Here is a 17528-nt window from a genome sequence, read left to right on the forward strand (position 1 = left end):
CGGGCCGGGAGGTGGTCCGGATCACCCGTCGGACGTCGTCCCGGCCCCCGGGTCGGTGTCCGGGTCGGTGGTGGGGTCGGTCCCCGGGTCGGTCGTGGGGGCGTAGGTGGCGGCGAGCAGGTCCGCGCCGCTGCGCGCCACCCGGTCCAGGTCGAGGTCGAGCAGGTCGCGCACCACCTGCCGGTCGGTCGCCTCGGGGTCGGTGGTCGTGGCGTCGAGCACCGAGGACAGCACCGACCAGGGCGCGCTGTCGCCGTAGGTGGCGGCCAGCCACTCGCACACCCACCACGAGAGCAGGTAGTGCTCGGCCGCGGCGTCGTCGTTGAAGCTGCGCCCGGGCGGCATCGTGAGGGTGCCGGCGGCGCGGGCGTCCTGCACGGCCGCGAGCGCCGTGGGGTCGACCAGGCGACGGGCCGGGGGGAGCGCCTGCACCGAGAGCCACTCGGCGAGGCCCTCGTTGAGCCACAGCGGCACCGGGGCCCCGGCCTGCGCGGCCTGCTCGGCGACCCGGGCCAGCACGACGTGGGTCAACTCGTGGCGCACGAGCCGGTCACGCACGAACGCCGGCTGCTGCAGCGCGGTGGGGGCCAGGACGATGCGGGTGCTGGCGAGGGCGGCGCCGTCGCCGCGCGCACCGTAGGCGAGGGCGTCGATCACGGTGGTCTCGCCGCCCGGGACCCCGGCGATGCCCTCGAAGCCGGCCAGGAAGCGCGGGTCGGTGAGCGCGTAGACGACGACGCGATCCGGCACCGACGCCAGTGCGGCCGGCACCCGGGCGCCGATGTCGGCCAGGCCCTCGGTGACCCCCCGCAGCAGCGACTCGACGTCCGGGGTGGCGGCGTCGGTGACGAGCAGGACGCCCGGGGCCTCGCGGACCCGGATCGGTTCGATCTCCCACGGCTCGGGCCGCACGCCGGTGCGGGCGTCCCAGGACGGGTCGCGGAAGCGCAGCACCACCCAGCGGCCGCGCTCGCGCACGAAGCGCATCCGGGTGGCCGACATCGTCGGGATCGCATCCACACCGTCGAGCGTGAGCCGCACCTCGACGCTGGCCCAGTACCCCGGCACGCCGGTGCCGTCGTCGCGCAGCAGGGTCTCGGGCACGAGCCGGAACGCGAGGTCGGCGATCGGCAGCTGCACGAGGTTGTCGAAGTAGCCGCCCTGCACGACCGAGAGCGCGGGGTCCTCGGCCACCGTCCGCGCGAAGGCGGGGGCGTCGCGGGCGAGCAGGGCCGCCGCCCGGCGGTCCAGCAGGCCCTGGAGCGCCGGCACGATCTCAGCCGGGACGGGCAGGGCGGGACTGCTCGTGGCGCCCTGCGTCGGCGCCGCGGACGCCGCGCCGGAGCCCGGGGCAGGTGCACCGGCGTCGAGCGGGGCGTCGCTGCCGCACCCGGTCGGCACCCCGGCGAGGAGCACGAGGACCGTCAGGGTCGCGCCGCGCAGCACGACGCGGTGCGGGCGTCCGGAGCGCATCGGGGAGCTCGACCTGGGGACGGGCGGTCGCGGGGAGCGGGCCGACTCAGGCGCGCGGGTCGGCGTCGAGCAGGACACCGCCGTCGGACAGGGCGGTGACGTCCTCCAGGACGCTGCGGGCCAGCGCCTGCGGGGTGAGCCCGATCCGGGCCAGGATGGCATCGCGCTTGGCGTGGTCGAGGAACTCCTGCGGGATGCCGTGCAGCCGGAACGGGGTGGTGATGCCGGCGTCGTTGAGGGTCTGCAGCAGCACCGCGCCGCAGCCGCCGACGCGACCGTTGTCCTCGACGCTCACCACGAGGCGGTGGCTGCGGGCGAGGTCGAGCAGCGCAGGATCGACCGGCTTGACCCAGCGCGGGTCCACGACGGTGACGCCGATGCCCTCGGCACGCAGCCGCTCGGCGACCTCGACACAGGTCGTGGCCATCGACCCCACGCCGACGAGCAGGACGTCCTGCTCGCCCTCGCGCACGAGCACGTCGACACCGCCGAGCCGCTCGATCGCCGGCACGTCCGCCGGCGGCGGGCCCTTGGGGAAGCGCACCACGGTGGGGGCGTCGTCGATCGCCACGGCCTCGTCGAGCAGCTCGTGCAGCCGGGCGACGTCACGCGGGGCCGCCAGCCGCAGGCCGGGCACGAGCTGGAGCATCGACATGTCCCACATGCCGTTGTGGCTGGCGCCGTCGTCGCCGGTGACGCCGGAGCGGTCGAGCACGAACGTGACGCCGCAGCGGTGCAGCGCGACGTCCATCAGCACCTGGTCGAAGGCGCGGTTGAGGAAGGTGGCGTAGACGGCGAAGACGGGGTGCAGCCCGCCCATCGCCAGACCGGCGGCGGAGGTGGCGGCGTGCTGCTCGGCGATGCCGACGTCGAAGGTGCGCTCGGGCCAGCGGGCGGCGAAGGCGTCGAGGCCGACGGGGTGCATCATCGCGGCGGTGATGCCGACGACGTCGGGGCGGCGCTCGCCGAGCGCGAGCATCGCCTCGGAGAAGTGGTCGGTCCAGATCTTGCCCTTGGGCTTCTCCGCACCGGTCTGGACGTCGAAGGGGCCGGGGGCGTGGAACTGGTCGGCCTCGTGGCGCTCCGCCGGGCTGTAGCCGTGGCCCTTCTGGGTGAGGGCGTGCACGATCACCGGGCCGCCGAAGCGCTTGGCCTGGGTGAGCGCCTGCTCCATGGCGGCGCGGTCGTGGCCGTCGACCGGGCCGACGTACTTCAGGCCCAGGTCCTCGAACAGACCCTGGGGCGCCAGGGCGTCCTTCATGCCCTTCTTCACCGCGTGCAGGGCGTCGTAGGCCGCCGGTCCGACGCCGGGCACGGCCTGCAGGCGCCGCTTGACCTGGTCCAGCACCTGCTCGTAGCGGGGGTTGGTGCGCAGCGAGGTGAGCGCCGTCGCGAGACCGCCGATGGTCGGGGTGTAGGAGCGGCCGTTGTCGTTGACCACGATCACGAGCCGGCTGTCGTGGGCGATCGCGATGTTGTTCAGCGCCTCCCAGGCCATGCCGCCGGTGAGCGCGCCGTCGCCGATGACCGCGACGACGTGGCGGTCCTCGCGCCGGATGCGGAAGGCCTTGGCCAGCCCGTCGGCGTAGGACAGCGCGGTGGAGGCGTGGGAGTTCTCGACCAGGTCGTGCTCGGACTCCGCCCGGCTCGGGTAGCCGCTCACCCCGCCCTCGCGGCGCAGCGTGCCGAACTCGGCGACGCGGCCGGTGAGCAGCTTGTGGACGTAGGACTGGTGGCCGGTGTCGAAGACGACCTTGTCGCGCGGGGAGTCGAAGACCCGGTGGATCGCCATCGTCAGCTCGACGACGCCGAGGTTGGGGCCCAGGTGGCCGGAGTTCGTGGCGACCGTGCGGATCAACAGGTCCCGGATCTCCTCGGCGAGCAGATCCAGCTGCTCACCCGAGAGCCCCCGCAGGTCCCGCGGGGCGGTGATCTTCTCCAGCACGGCCATGTCCCGAGTCTACGGGGCCGCCCACCCGCCCGGATGAATCAGCACCGGCCGGTCACCACCCGCCGTCCCGCACCGGTCGATCACCACCGATCCGGCTGTCGCGGCGCGGTGACAACTCGTCAGGTCCCTGACGTCGTTCCCGACCCGCGCGCCGCAGGCCGCCCGCAGCGAGGAGGCGGGCCGGTCAGAGGTCGACGACGGCGACGGCGGCCTCGTGGAGGCTGCCGAGCCAGACCCGGCCCTCGTGCTCGCGCACGCCGGTGACCATGTGGAACGGGACGGTCTGGGAGCGGGGGTCGATGTCGAGGTCGTGCACGAGCCGACCCTCGTCGTCGTAGGCCTGCACGCGCACGGTCTGCTTCGGCGCGGGCTGCAGCTTCTCGGGGATCTTGGTCACCAGCGCGCGCAGGCGCAGCGGGGCGCGGTGGAGCCGCTCGACGACGGGGTCCACCGGGCTGGCGAGGGTGATCCAGATCAGGCCGTCGGAGCCGCGGGCGATGTTGTCGGGGTAGCCGGGCAGGCCGCTGCAGAGCAGGTCGCGCATGCCGGCGCGGTTGCCGGTGAGCCAGCGCCGCACCACGGTGCGGGCGGCGGTCTCGGCCACGCACACGTAGTCCTCGGCGGCCGAGAGTGCGACGCCGTTGGCGAACGCCAGGCCGTCGAGCAGGGTCGTGACCTCGCCGTCGGTGCCCAGCCGCAGCAGGCGACCGGTGCGGGTGTTCTGCACGAAGTCGTCCTTCCACTGCTCGATGCCGTACCGGGTGGAGGAGTCGGAGAAGTACACGACGCCGTCGGAGGCGATGGCGGCGTTGTTGCAGAACTTCATGGGCGTGCCGCCGATCTCACCGGTCACGACCTCGACCCCGCCCGAAACGGTGTCGACGCGCAGCAGCCCGCGGTGGGCGTCGCACACCAGCAGCCGACCCTCGCCGTCGATCTCCAGGCCCAGCGGCCGGCCCTGGGTGCGGGCGACCTCGCGGATCTCGCTGCCGTCGTGGCTGATCCGGTAGATCGCGCCGTCCTCGGTGCCGGTGAACACCGCACCCTCGTCGCGGCCGTGCGTGCCGACGACGACGTCCTCGGCCCCGAAGGACGGCACCGGGACGACGGTGTAGCTGCGGGCGGGCTGGGTGGCGCTCATGCGATGGACCTCCGGTAGCAGTCGGACGCCAGGAAGTCTGGCAGTGCCTCGGCCATGAGGCGGGTCAGGGGCAGCCCGCGCGCGTCGTCGACGCTGCGGAACACCATCCGCCGGCCCTCGTGGCAGGCCACGGCGGGGTCCGCGTCGTCGAGGCGCACCGCCCACAGCTCGGCCTCCACCGCGAGGTGGGCGGCGTCGTCGTCCCACCGGTAGGCGGCCACGCGCTCCCAGCGGGCGGGGGCGATGTCGAGGTCGGTCTCCTCGCGGAGCTCACGGGCCACCGCGGTGACGTAGTCCTCCCCCGGCTCGACCCTGCCCCCGGGGAAGGTCCACCGGTCGGGGTCGACGGGTGCGTGCTCGTCGCGCTCCTGCAGCAGGATCCGCCCCGCCGCGTCGACGACGGCGCCCAGCGCCACCCGCACCGGCCCCTCGGACAGGGCACGGGCCTCGTGCACCGCCGCGCGGTAGGCGGCGCCCGCCACCAGTCCCGGCACGGCGCGCGCCGCGGAGTGCGTGAGCGGCAGGTGGAGCGCGGCCTCGGCGTCGACGAACCGGATCTGACGGCCCTCGTGGCAGGTCACGTCGTCGTCGGTGAGCGCGACTCCGGCCACGAACACGTGCACCGGATCAGTGGTGCCGTAGACCTTGTGGTGGACCATCAGGGTGCGCCAGGGCCGCAGCACACCCGGGGGGAGCACGATCCCGGTCTCCTCCTGCAGCTCGCGCAGCGCGCCCGCGGCCGGGTCCTCCCCCGGCTCGAGGTGGCCGCCGCACATGCCCCAGCGCTCGGGGTCGATCGGGGCGTGCTCGTCGCGCTCCTGCAGCAGGATCCGGCCCGCGGGATCCACCAGCAGCACGCACCCGAACGCGGTGGTCACCGGCGCTGCCCCGCGGCCGGATCGCGAGGTCCGGCGATCACGCCGCGACCCCGCCGCCCAGACCGAGGTCGTCGAGGTCCTCGGGGCGCAGTCCGCCCTTGCAGGAGGCCAGCGGCTCCGGCGCGGTGTGCTCGTCGCCGTAGGCGATGAGGAAGGCCTCCAGGCCGGCGTCGTCGACGTCGTCGAGCTCGAGTTGCCGGGCCCACACGGTGAGCACGATCGGCGCCCGCAGACCCGGGAAGGGACTCAGGATGCCGTCCGCCGGCAGGACATCGCGCAGTCGGGCGACGTCGTCGGCGTCCACGCGCTCAGGGTCGTAGGTGAACCAGAACGTGCCGTGTTCGAGATCGTGGGCCACCACCTCCTCCGGCACCGGCTCGGTCCATTCCCCGCAGGCCAGCCAGCGCGGATAGTGCGGGCCCCCCGAGGTGGGCACCGCGGGATAGGTGACGTCGTCCTCGGTGTGCTTGGCGATGATCCGATCGAAACGCTCGACCCCCACCACCTCACCGTCGGAGGAGATGAGGTCGGCCGCCAGCACGTCGTCTCCGAGCACGCGCGGAAGTGCCGTGGCACCGACCAGGGCCAGGGCGGCGATCACCAGGGCACCGACGACGGCGACGACCGGCCCGCGCCGACGGCGGGCGGGTAGCGGCCCGGGAGGTGCGGGCGCGGTCCAGCCAGGCGGCGGGCCCCACCCGGCGGGTGGAGCGGCCGGCGGCGGTCCCGACGGTGGAGGCGGAGGCGGCGGGAGCGGAGCGGCGGGATCCGGTGCCGGAACGTCGTCGCTCACGCGTCACGCTCCAGCTCGGCCTCGAGCCGCGCGAGCTTGGCGTCGAGCTCGCCGGTGAAGCCCGGGCGGATGTCGACCTTGAGCACCAGGCTCACCCGCGACCCGAACGGCAGGACCGCCTCGGTCGCGCGCTTGACGACGTCCATCACCTCGTCCCACTCCCCCTCGACCTCGGTGAACATCGAGGAGGTGCGGTGCGGCAGGCCGGACTCCCGGACCACCCGCACGGCGGCGGCGACGGCGTCGGAGACCGAGCCGTCGGCACGGCCGGTGCCGCTGGGCGCGACGGAGAAGGCGACGATCATGTCCCCACGCTAGCCCGCGCCTCCTCGACCTGAGCAGGGGCGGGATCAGGGACGGGACGGGTGGTGCGGCACGACGACGGCCTGCACGTCGTCGGCGTAGACGATCCGCCCGGGATCGTCGGACTCGACCCGCACGCACGCGACGCCGTGGGAGGCGAGGATCTCCAGGTAGCCGTCCACCCGGGCGATGAGGTGGGTCGCGGTGGAGCGGAACCAGGCGACGGCGCCGGGGTTCACGGTGTGGTCGTAGACCGTGGGGTCCACGGTGCTGGGGTCGGGGTAGGCGGCGTCGTACCAGGCGTTGTGCTCCACGCGGAACCGCTCCTGCTCGGGGGTGAGCCGACCGCTGCGCCCCAACATGTTGGTCAGGCCGAACACGCCGATGTGGGAGCCGCAGCGGTCGGGCCAGGTCGCCTGGAAGCGCACGTAGCCTGCCGGCGGCCTCATGCGGCCTCCGGAGCACCCGAGGTGCGGGCGAGCCGCCGGAACCGGCGGGCATCCCGGAGCACCGCGCCCACAGCGGCGAGCGGGAGCGCGGCCACCAGGACGTAGGGCCAGTCGCCCCGCACGACAGCGGCGGCGGTGACGCCGGCCCCGAGCAGCGCGACGCCGAGGAGCAGCCGCACGATCATCTGCGGTGTCCGCTCGAACGAGTCGCCCCACCGCAGCGGCGCCAGCGCCAGGACCGCGACGCCCAGGGCGAGCATGCCCACCGCCGTCGGGACGAAGACCCCGATCACCTCCTCCGGGGTCGAGAAGCCGTCCATCAGGAAGAACAGGGCCAGCGCGACGCACCCGAGCCCGATGAGGGCGCCCACGGCACCACCTCGCAGGATCCGGTCGCGATCGACCGGCGGCCGGACCGCTGGGACCCCCGCCGCCGGATCGGGCGACTCAGAAGACGTGGTACTCCCCCGATCCGAGGAAGAAGCCCCGCTGGGTCTCGGGCACCACGCAGGTGATCCCGATCGACTCGCTCAGACAGCCGACCCCGGAGTCGGCGTTCACCGCGGCCGCACCGAGCGCGACGCGGGGCCCGCCGGGCTCCCGGAAGGTGTCGGAGTTGCACACGGGCACGAAGCTGCCGTCGGGCGCCTGCTCGATGCGACCGACGAACTGCGTGGGGGCGTCGTCGCACACCCCGGCGGACGCCGGCACGAACCCGTCGCCCAGCTCGCACGAGACCGGCAGGCCGTAGTCGGGAGCCAGCACGCAGTAGATGTCGGTGTCGCGCGTGGTGAAGCGCACCGGCCGGGTGGGCTCCTGGGCGAGGCCGTCGAAGCGGGCGAGCGCCTCGTCGTAGGTCGTGGGTCCGACGCCACCGGGGTCCTCGGTCGGCTGGTCGGTGGGGTCGGTCGACTCCGTCGGGTCGCCGGGGTCCGTCGGCGTGGTGGTGGGGTCCACCGAGGGTGTCGTCGTCGGAGCGGCCGGCGTCGTCGGCATCGTCTCGGGGTCCGCGGCGCCCGTGGTGGGCACGGGGCGGGCCGGACCGACGTCGGGCAGCGGCTCCTCCTGACCGCATCCGGCGGCGAGGGCGAGCAGGAGCAGGGCGGCGGGGACCGCGCGGAGCGCACGACGAGGGAGCGTCATGCTCCCATCCAACACCCCGGGGGTACCCACGACCGGCAGCGACCCGCTCGCCACCGCCCCGACCGGACTCCCGGCCGGACTCCCGGCCGAACTCATGGCCGGCTCATGGCCGGCTCAGCGCGAGGACTCGACCGCGCCCGGCAGCACGCCGCGCAACCGGGCGAGGGCGTCGCTGTGCTGCGACTTCACGGTGCCCACCGACACCCCGAGCACCCGGGCGGTCTCGACCTCGGTGAGGTCGCAGTAGTAGCGCATCACCACGACGGCCCGCTGCTTCGGGGCGAGCCGTGCCAACGCGTCCCGCAGGTCGGCGTCCGGCTCCCGGGCCGCGGTGGCGGCGCGCTCGGGCACGGCGTCCACCAGCTGCTCGCGTCCGCGGTGGCGCCGCCAGGCGGAGATGTGGTCGTTGACCATCACCCGCCGCAGCCACGGCTCGGGGTCCTCGCGCAGGCGCCGCCAGCGGGGCACGGCCTTCAGCAGTGCGCCCTGTACGAGGTCCTCGGCCTGGTGCGGGTCGCCGCACAGCAGGGTCGCGAGCCGGATCAGCGCCGGCCGCCGCGCGGCGACGTAGGCCACGAAGGACGCCTCGAGGTCCTCAGCCATCGCGCTCCGCCTCCCGGCCGGCGCCGCAGCACGGGCACGCCGGGGACGACGGGAGCGCGGACATGCGCCGACCGTAGGACATCGGCGAGCCCGCGCGGGGCTCCCGGCGGCACCGCGGCCGCAGGGCCGCGCGCGTCACGGCAGACCCCGTCCGCGCCGTCGCGCCGAGCGCCACCCGAGAGCCACGGCCACCGCGATCCCGCCACCGAGGATCCAGGGCAGGGGACCACGGCCCGGCTGTGGGGGACGCACTCCCTCCATCAGCGGCCGGGTGAGCAGGTCGGTGGCCAGGTCCAGGTCGGTCGTCGACACCTCGCCGACCGTGCGCCACGTGAGGTCGGTGAGGTCCAGCGCCTCGGTCGCGACGCCCGTCAGGTCCGGCTCGGGGTCCGCGGCCCCCGAGCGCAGGTTCGAGCGCACCATCAAGGCGGTGTCGGCGTCGAGGAAGCCGAGCATCGTCGCCGACTCACCGCCCTCCACGCGGCGCCAGCCGTCCACCACCCCGGTCCCACCGGTCTCGCCAGTCTGGCCAGAACGCGGCGCGGCCGACGTCGTGGCCTCGGCGCGCCAGCGGCCCACCATCAGCTGGAGCACCCCCGTGCCGTCGGCCACGGTCCCGATCACGTGGGGACCGGCGACCGCCACGGTCCGGACGTCCTCGGGGGCGGGCACGTCGAGTCGCAGGCGCGCGGGACCTCCACCGGCCGGCACCTCGTCGCTGCGCACGAGGATCCGCGGGGACCTCCGCAGGTACAGCGTGCCGTCGAGGTTGCGCGGCTCCGCCACGAACACGGCGGCCTGCACGTCCTGCGCCGGATCAGGCTCGCCCTCGATGTCCCAGCGCACCGTGCGCAGGCCGGTGGCGAGCACCGGGCTGCGCCGCTGGCCCCAGGTGAGGAGCAGCGTGTCGTCGTCGCCCCAGCGCAGCTGATCGGTGGTGATGCCGTGCTCGGTCGGGGGCCGGTAGCGCTGGATCTCGCCGGTGACGGCGTCCATCACGTCCACCCCGACCGGCGGCTGCTCCCGACCGTCCTCGGGGTAGGGCGTCCCGGCGGGGCTGCCCAGGACCCAGAAGGCCAGGTGTCGGCCGTCCGGCGCGAGCCGGGGCAGCCCGACCCGGCCCGGGAGCTCCAGGTCGCGGTACTCCCCGGTCTCGGCCGAGACCACCATGACCGTGTCGTCGAGGTCGTACCCGTACCCCGCGACGACGGCGAGGATGCCGGGCGGATCGTCGGGGCCGGCGCTGGACATCGCCGTGGTGCCGGGCCACACCAGGCGCGGCACCGCGGGTGGCGCGCCGTCCCCCGCGGGATCGACGTCCGGGGCGGCCTGCGGCACCAGCACCGCCGTCGCACCGAGCACCACCGCGGCGCCCACCGCGCCCCAGGCCGCGCGACGGCGGCGCGCACGTCGTACCCCCGCCCGCCACAGGTCCCCACCGGGCGGACCCGGAGCGGGACGGGCGCTCTCGGCGAGTCGGTGCAGTGCCGTCGCGATCGACCGGTCGGTCCCGGTCCCCTGCTCGTGCTCCATGACCCCCTCACGCACGAGGGGGTGCGGGAGGTTGGGCGGTCCACTGAGAAACACCTCGGCCCCGACCGTGACGGGCACGGTCGGGGCCGGGATGACAGGCCTGCTGTGGTGCTGATCAGCCCTTGAGCAGGTTGCGCAGGACGTACTGCATGATGCCGCCGTTGCGGTAGTAGTTCGCCTCACCGGGGGTGTCGATGCGCACGACGGCGTCGAACTCGACGTCGCCGGCCACGACCTTGACGGTGCGGGGCGTGGTGCCGTCGTTGAGCGCCTCGATACCGGTGATGGAGAAGGTCTCCTCACCGGTCAGACCGAGGGACTCGGCGTTCTCGCCGGCGGGGAACTGCAGCGGGATGACGCCCATGCCGATGAGGTTGGAGCGGTGGATGCGCTCGTAGCTCTCGGCGATGACCGCCTTCACGCCCAGCAGGGAGGTGCCCTTGGCGGCCCAGTCGCGCGAGGAGCCCGAGCCGTACTCCTTGCCCGCGAGGACGACCAGCGGGATGCCGGCGGCCTGGTAGTTCACCGAGGCGTCGTAGACGGTGGTGACGGGCGCGTCGGCCCCGTCGGCCACGGTGAAGTCGCGGGTGAAGCCGCCCTCGGTGCCGGGAGCGATCTGGTTGCGCAGGCGGATGTTGGCGAAGGTGCCGCGGATCATGACCTCGTGGTTGCCGCGGCGCGAGCCGTAGGAGTTGAAGTCGCGCGGCTCCACGCCGTTCTCGGTGAGGTACAGACCGGCCGGGGAGTCCTTCTTGATCGAACCCGCGGGGCTGATGTGGTCGGTGGTCACCGAGTCGCCGAGCTTGAGCAGCACCCGCGCGCCGGCGATGTCACTGACCGGCTCGGGGTTCTCGGGCATGCCCTCGAAGTAGGGGGCCTTGCGCACGTAGGTGGAGGCCGGGTCCCAGGTGAAGGTGTTGCCCTCGGGGGTCGGCAGCGAGCGCCAGCGGTCGTCGCCGGCGAAGACGTCGGCGTAAGAGTCGGCGAACATGTCGGAGTCCACCGCGCCGCGGATGGTCTCCTCCACCTCGGCCGGGCTGGGCCAGATGTCCTTGAGGAACACGTCGTTGCCGTCGGTGTCGGTGCCGATCGGGTCGTTGAACAGGTCGACCTTCATCGAACCGGCCAGGGCGTAGGCCACGACCAGCGGCGGGCTGGCGAGGTAGTTCATCTTGATGTCGGGGCTGATGCGGCCCTCGAAGTTGCGGTTGCCCGAGAGCACCGAGACGACGGCGAGGTCGTGGTCGTTGATCGCCGAGGAGACCTCGGGGATGAGCGGACCCGAGTTGCCGATGCAGGTCACGCAGCCGTAGCCGACGAGGTTGAAGCCCAGCTTGTCGAGGTAGGGCGTGAGGCCGGCCTTCTCGTAGTAGTCCGAGACGACCTTCGAGCCGGGCGCGAGGGTGGTCTTGACCCACGGCTTGCGCTGCAGGCCCTTCTCCACCGCCTTCTTGGCCAGCAGGGCCGCCCCGATCATCACGCTCGGGTTGGAGGTGTTGGTGCAGGAGGTGATCGAGGCGATCGTGACCGCGCCGTTCTCCAGCTCGAAGGAGGTGCCGTCGGCCAGGGTGACCGGGACTTTCGCGTCGACGTTGGAGGAGTAGGTGGGCAGGTCGCCGGCGAACGCGGCGGCGGCGTTGGAGAGCTCCACGCGGTCCTGGGGACGCTTGGGGCCGGCGAGGCTCGGCACCACGGTGGCGAGGTCCAGCTCGAGCTTCTCGGAGTAGCGCGGCTCGGCGGCGGGGTCGTGCCACAGGCCCTGGGTCTTGGCGTAGGCCTCGACCAGGGCGAGCTGCTCCTCGGAGCGGCCGGTGAGCTTGAGGTACTTCAGGGTCTCGTCGTCGATCGGGAAGACGGCGATGGTGGAGCCGAACTCGGGGCTCATGTTGCCGATGGTGGCGCGGTTGGCCAGCGGCAGCGCGGAGACGCCGGGGCCGTAGAACTCCACGAACTTGCCGACCACGCCGTGCTTGCGCACCATCTCGGTGATCGTGAGCACGAGGTCGGTGGCGGTGGAGCCCTCGGGCAGCTCACCGGACAGCTTGAAGCCCACGACGCGCGGGATGAGCATGGAGACCGGCTGGCCGAGCATCGCGGCCTCGGCCTCGATGCCGCCCACGCCCCAGCCCACGACGCCGATGCCGTTGACCATGGTGGTGTGGGAGTCGGTGCCGACGCAGGTGTCGGGGTAGGCCACGCCGTCGCGGACCATGACCACGCGGGCCAGGTGCTCGATGTTGACCTGGTGCACGATGCCGGTGCCCGGCGGGACGACCTTGAAGTCGTCGAAGGCGCCCTGGCCCCAGCGCAGGAACTGGTAGCGCTCGCGGTTGCGCTCGTACTCGATCTCGACGTTGCGCTGGAACGCCTCGGGGGTGCCGAAGACGTCGGCCATCACGGAGTGGTCGATGACCATCTCGGCGGGCGCGAGCGGGTTGATCTTGGTGGCGTCGCCGCCGAGCTCGGCCATCGCCTCGCGCATCGTGGCGAGGTCGACCACGCACGGCACGCCGGTGAAGTCCTGCATGATCACGCGGGCGGGCGTGAACTGGATCTCCTTGTCGGGCTGGGCGGTCTCGTCCCAGCCGGCGAGGGCCTTGATGTCCTCGGCCGTGATGTCGGCACCGTCCTCGGTGCGCAGCAGGTTCTCCAGCAGGACCTTGAGGGAGAAGGGCAGGCTCGCGACGTCCAGCCCCTCCCCGGTCACGGCGTCGAGCCGGAAGATCTCGTAGGAGTTCCCGGCGACGTCGAGCGTGCTCTGGGCTCCGAAGCTGTTCTTGCTGGGCATGCAGCCGTCTCCTCGGGGATTGCGTCAGGGATGCCTGGGGCTGGCGGCGCACCGACTCGTGCCGGCGCAGACCGGCCCCATCTTGCCGCTGATCCGGCGCCGAAGGTAAGTAAGGCGACCCTCACTCTCCGCGGGACCCGACCCGGGGCAATTTGTCTTGATATCAAGATACATGACGTCGAGGAAAACGACCAGGGCCGACGCCGCGGTGCGGCGTCGACCCTGGACCTCACCTCGGACGACTCAGCGGATGAGGCCGAGCTGGCGGGCCTGGGTCACGTAGGTGCCGTACTCGTCGAGCAGCGCGTCCATCAGGGCGGCGTCGTCGAGGGCGTCGATCGAGCCGATCGGCTTGTAGTCGGCGTTGTCGATCACGCGGGTCTCGAGGTCGTCGAGCTTCTGCAGGAACTCGAAGGACTCCGCGCCGATCGAGAGGAACTTCCAGAAGATCGGCGCGGTCGAGACCTCGATGAGGGCCTGGACGGCCTGCGGCTTGGAGTTGGGGGCGCCGTCGGTGAGGAAGACGGCGAACACGGGCTCGTTGGCGGGCTGCTGGCCCGGCGCGATCGAGACCTCGACCGCGCCCTCGACCTGCTTGCGGCGCCCGAACAGGCCGCCCTTCTTCGCCCCCGGCGCGGGGTGGGCGAAGCCGAAGTGGTCGCGCACCACGCGGAAGGCGCCGGCGTAGTCCGTGGTGCCCATCCGGCGTCCGGAGGTGAGCCGGTCGACCGCGCCCTGGTAGTTCGAGAGCGGCACCTCGCCGAGGTGGGCGGCGGTGGTGTCGAAGACGAAGAAGTCGATCGAGCCGTCGTCGTCGAGCTGGGTGGCCAGGGCCAGGATCCGCTCGGTGAGCTTCTGCACCCGACCCTCGCGGTACTCGCGCGTCATCGAGCCGCTGTAGTCCATGACCACCGCGACCTTCGCGCGCGTGCCGACGAGGTTGTTCTTCTCCAGGCTCAGGGCCGCGGTCTTGGCGAGGTTGACCAGGCCGGGCGCGGTGGCCTGGACCTTGTCGAGGGAGATGGGCACGTGGGGCCTCCTGGGTTCGAGGACGAGCGTCGAGGGCACCGCCGATCGGCGATGCCGCCGATCCTCTCCCCCACCCCAAGCGCCGCTAATCCCCCGTCACCGCGGGGCACCCCGCTCAGCCGGCCCCGGTGCCCGTCGGTGTCAGAACCGCTACGCACTCCACGTGGTGCGTCATCGGGAACAGGTCGAAGGCGCGCAGGCCGGTGAGGTCGTAGCCGAGCTCGGCGAACAGGGCGACGTCGCGAGCCAGCGCGGCGGGGTCGCAGGCCACGTAGGCGATCGCGCGGGGGGTGCGGGCGGCGATCTGCTCGACCACCGCCTTCTTCGCCCCGACCCGGGGCGGGTCGAGGACGACGAGGTCGACCGGGCCGGGCCCGGCGTCGCCGCGCAGGTGCGCCAGAACATCGGCGGTGACGACGTCGACCGGGCCGGGCAGGTCGGCGAGGTTGGTGCGCGCGAACGGTGCGGCCGCGGCGTCGCCCTCGACGGTCGTGACGGCGGCGCCGGTGCGCTCGCCGACGAACCGGGCGAACAGGCCGACACCGGCGTAGAGGTCGAGCACCGACTCCCCCGGCTGCGGCTCCAACGCCGAGAGGACGGCGTCGACGAGGGCCTCGGGGGCGCCGGGGTGCACCTGCCAGAAGCCGTCGGGGGCGGTGGCGAACGCGCGACCGTGCACGACGCGGGCCTGCTGGGCCACCTCGGGGGGCGCCTCGAGCAGGCAGTGCTCGACCGGCACCAGGTCGGAGGAGCGGTGGCGCTTCATGGCCCGCCGCCCGTCGGGCAGGACGGCGTAGCGCTGCCGGGTGCGCCACCCCAGCCCGTCGACGTCGCCGGGCACGGCCTCCACCACGACGTCGACCTCGCGGCCGGCCAGCCGGCGCAGCTGCTCGCGCACCACCTCGGCCTTGAGCTCGCGCTGGTGGGCCGGCGTGACGTGCTGGAAGTCGCAGCCGCCGCAGCCGCCGGGCCCGGCCGCCGGGCACGGCGGCGTCACGCGGTGGGCGCCGCCGTCGGGCGCCGGTTCGAGCACGGCGACGGCGTCGGCGCGCCAGAACCGGTCCTCGGCGCCGCCCTCGGTCACCCGGGCCCGCACGAGCTCGCCGGGCAGGGCGTGGCGCACGAACACGGCGCGGCCCTCGTGGCGCGCGACCGCGAACCCGCCGTGGGCGATCGGCCCGACCCGCACCTCGACCTCGAGCCCCACCCGGGTCTCGCCGCGCTCGGCACGGGGCCGGGCGCGGCGCGGGGCGGGACGACGACGCGCGCCGCTCACCGCCGACGCCGATCCGACAGCCGCGGACCGTCGGCACCGGCACGGCGCAGGTCGCCGGCCCGCACGCGGGTCTCCTCGGCCTCGGCGCGCTCGCGCGCGATCTGGGAGGAGCGCAGCTGGTAGGGCACCGAGATGACCATGACGCCGGGGGTGAACAGCAGCCGGCCCTTGAGGCGCAGCGCGGTCTGGTTGTGCAGCAGCTGCTCCCACCAGCGGCCCACGACGTACTCGGGGATGTAGACCGCCACGACGCCGCGCGGGCTCGAGCGGCGGATCTCGGTGGCGTAGTCGACGATCGGCTTGACCAGCTCGCGGTAGGGCGAGTGCAGGATCCGCAGCGGGATGCCGTTGTCGCGGGCGTCCCAGGCATCGATCATCGCGTTGGTCTCGACCGGGTCGCTGCCGACGTACACCGCCTCGAGCAGGTTGGGCCGCGAGGCCTTGGCGAAGGCCAGCGCCCGCAGCGTCGGCTTGTGCATCTTGCTCACCAGCACGATCGCGTGGACGCGGGTGGGCATCAGGCGGTCGTCGTCGGTGGCGGCCAGCTCGGTGGCGACGTTGTCGTAGTGACGCTTGATGCCGCGCATCAGCAGGTAGAAGCCCAGCATCGCCAGGATCGTGATCCAGGCGCCGGCGAGGAACTTGGTGATCAGCACGATCACGAGCACGACGGCGGTGAAGCTCAGGCCGATGGCGTTGATCAGCCGCGAGCGCTGCATGCGACGACGCGCGGCCGGGTCCTTCTCGGTGGCGAGCAGCCGGCTCCAGTGGCGCATCATGCCCAGCTGGCTGAGGTTGAAGGAGACGAACACCCCGACGATGTAGAGCTGGATCAGGCGGGTCACCTGGGCGTCGAAGGCCACGATCAGCACGATGGCGAGCCCGGCGAGGAACACGATGCCGTTGGAGAAGGCGAGCCGGTCGCCCCGCGAGCCCAGCGCGCGGGGGGCGTAGCCGTCGCGGGCCAGGATCGAGCCGAGCACCGGGAAGCCGTTGAAGGCGGTGTTGGAGGCCAGCACCAGGATGATGCCGGTGGCGATCACGACCAGGTAGAAGCCGGGCGGGAAGTGGTCGAAGACGCCCTTGGCGATCTGCGCGATCAGCGTCGGCTGGTCGTAGTCGGCCGGCAGCGGGCTGCCGTCGGCGTAGGTGAGACGGTCCAGCTCGTGCGGGTCGACGTAGCGCACGTGCATGAGCCGGGCCAGCGCCACGACGCTGGTCATGAACACGATCGCGGTGGCGCCGAGCAGGAACAGCGTGGTGGCGGCGTTGCGGCTCTTGGGCCGCTGGAAGGCCGGCACGCCGTTGGAGATCGCCTCGACGCCGGTGAGGGCCGCGCACCCGGAGGAGAAGGCCCGGGCGATGAGGAAGGCGAAGCCGAGCGCGGTGAGCGCGCCGTCGTAGCTCTCGTCCTTGATGATGCGGAAGTCGGCGCTGGCGGCGTCGGGCAGCGAGCCCGAGAGGTGGCGCACGAAGCCCCAGATGCACATCGCGAGCAGCGAGACGATGAAGATGTAGGTGGGCACCGCGAAGGAGGCGCCCGACTCGCGCACCCCGCGCAGGTTCATGACCGTGAGGAACACGGTGAGGCTCACCGCCACGAGCACCTCGTGGTCGGCGAGGAACCCCGCCGCGGACGCCGCGTACTGCGCGGCCGAGGACAGCGACACCGCCACGACCAGCACATAGTCGACGATCAGCGCCGCCGCGACGGTCGTGCCCGCCGCAGGGCCGAGGTTCACGGTGGCGACCTCGTAGTCGCCGCCGCCGCTGGGGTAGGCGTGCACGGTCTGCCGGTACGACCCGACCACCGCGAGCATCACCAGCGCCACCGCGATCGCGATCCACCACGACCAGGCGTAGGCGCTCACCCCGGCCAGGGACAGGATGATGAAGATCTCGTCGGGGGCGTAGGCCACCGACGACAGGGCGTCGCTGGCGAACACCGGGAACGCGATGCGCTTGGGCAGCAGCGTCTCCCCGAGCTGGGAACTGCGCAGCTTGCGTCCCAGCAGGACCCGTTTGAAGACGTCGCCGACCGCCACAGGCGGCAAGGCTACGGCGTCCGGGCCCCGCAGGGGCAAAGTGCGCGATCCCGGGACGCCACGGTCCGGCCACGGGCGGGTCACGGACCGGCCACGGTCGGCCCCGAACCGCCGCCGCCGGGC

The 17528-nt window shown here is 73.3% G+C and carries 15 protein-coding genes; all 15 read right to left on the reverse strand.

Annotated elements, in window-relative coordinates; all coding sequences use genetic code 11:
* Positions 1–21: 21 nt before the first annotated feature.
* Positions 22–1473, reverse strand: coding sequence for a hypothetical protein (locus ACERUJ_RS06075; protein WP_370247574.1), 1452 nt, complete (start codon positions 1471–1473; stop codon positions 22–24).
* A gap of 46 nt (positions 1474–1519) precedes the next feature.
* Positions 1520–3424, reverse strand: coding sequence for a 1-deoxy-D-xylulose-5-phosphate synthase (dxs, locus tag ACERUJ_RS06080; RefSeq protein ID WP_370247575.1), 1905 nt, complete (start codon positions 3422–3424; stop codon positions 1520–1522).
* Between the two features lie 184 nt (positions 3425–3608).
* Positions 3609–4565 carry an SMP-30/gluconolactonase/LRE family protein gene (locus tag ACERUJ_RS06085; RefSeq protein WP_370247576.1) on the reverse strand — a complete coding sequence of 319 codons (957 nt, stop codon included), beginning with the start codon at positions 4563–4565 and terminating at the stop codon, positions 3609–3611.
* A complete protein-coding gene (locus ACERUJ_RS06090) occupies positions 4562–5443 on the reverse strand; it encodes an NUDIX domain-containing protein (RefSeq protein WP_370247577.1) in 882 nt (293 codons plus the stop codon). The genes ACERUJ_RS06085 and ACERUJ_RS06090 overlap by 4 nt, the downstream gene beginning before the upstream one ends.
* A 37-nt stretch (positions 5444–5480) precedes the next feature.
* Positions 5481–6044, reverse strand: coding sequence for a DUF3105 domain-containing protein (locus ACERUJ_RS06095; protein WP_370247578.1), 564 nt, complete (start codon positions 6042–6044; stop codon positions 5481–5483).
* 188 nt (positions 6045–6232) lie between these two features.
* Positions 6233–6541: an MTH1187 family thiamine-binding protein gene (locus ACERUJ_RS06100; protein WP_370247579.1), complete on the reverse strand. Its 309-nt coding sequence runs from the start codon at positions 6539–6541 to the stop codon at positions 6233–6235.
* 45 nt (positions 6542–6586) lie between these two features.
* Complete coding sequence (locus ACERUJ_RS06105) at positions 6587–6988, reverse strand: hypothetical protein (RefSeq protein ID WP_370247580.1); 402 nt, start codon at positions 6986–6988, stop codon at positions 6587–6589.
* A complete protein-coding gene (locus ACERUJ_RS06110; protein ID WP_370247581.1) occupies positions 6985–7359 on the reverse strand; it encodes a hypothetical protein in 375 nt (124 codons plus the stop codon). The genes ACERUJ_RS06105 and ACERUJ_RS06110 overlap by 4 nt, the downstream gene beginning before the upstream one ends.
* Before the next feature lie 76 nt (positions 7360–7435).
* Positions 7436–8131: a hypothetical protein gene (locus tag ACERUJ_RS06115; protein WP_370247583.1), complete on the reverse strand. Its 696-nt coding sequence runs from the start codon at positions 8129–8131 to the stop codon at positions 7436–7438.
* 114 nt (positions 8132–8245) lie between these two features.
* A complete protein-coding gene (locus tag ACERUJ_RS06120; RefSeq protein WP_370247584.1) occupies positions 8246–8734 on the reverse strand; it encodes a SigE family RNA polymerase sigma factor in 489 nt (162 codons plus the stop codon).
* A gap of 135 nt (positions 8735–8869) precedes the next feature.
* Positions 8870–10267 carry a hypothetical protein gene (locus ACERUJ_RS06125; protein WP_370247585.1) on the reverse strand — a complete coding sequence of 466 codons (1398 nt, stop codon included), beginning with the start codon at positions 10265–10267 and terminating at the stop codon, positions 8870–8872.
* A gap of 115 nt (positions 10268–10382) precedes the next feature.
* Positions 10383–13055, reverse strand: coding sequence for an aconitate hydratase AcnA (acnA, locus tag ACERUJ_RS06130; protein WP_370247586.1), 2673 nt, complete (start codon positions 13053–13055; stop codon positions 10383–10385).
* A gap of 243 nt (positions 13056–13298) precedes the next feature.
* Positions 13299–14084: a VWA domain-containing protein gene (locus tag ACERUJ_RS06135; protein WP_370247587.1), complete on the reverse strand. Its 786-nt coding sequence runs from the start codon at positions 14082–14084 to the stop codon at positions 13299–13301.
* A 115-nt stretch (positions 14085–14199) separates the two neighbouring features.
* Positions 14200–15360, reverse strand: coding sequence for a class I SAM-dependent RNA methyltransferase (locus ACERUJ_RS06140; protein ID WP_370247588.1), 1161 nt, complete (start codon positions 15358–15360; stop codon positions 14200–14202).
* Positions 15357–17405 (reverse strand): APC family permease, encoded by a 2049-nt coding sequence (locus ACERUJ_RS06145; RefSeq protein WP_370247589.1) that lies wholly within the window; start codon positions 17403–17405, stop codon positions 15357–15359. The genes ACERUJ_RS06140 and ACERUJ_RS06145 overlap by 4 nt, the downstream gene beginning before the upstream one ends.
* Positions 17406–17528: the final 123 nt, after the last annotated feature.

This window comes from Nocardioides sp. (assembly GCF_964228225.1).
Taxonomy (GTDB): domain Bacteria; phylum Actinomycetota; class Actinomycetes; order Propionibacteriales; family Nocardioidaceae; genus Nocardioides.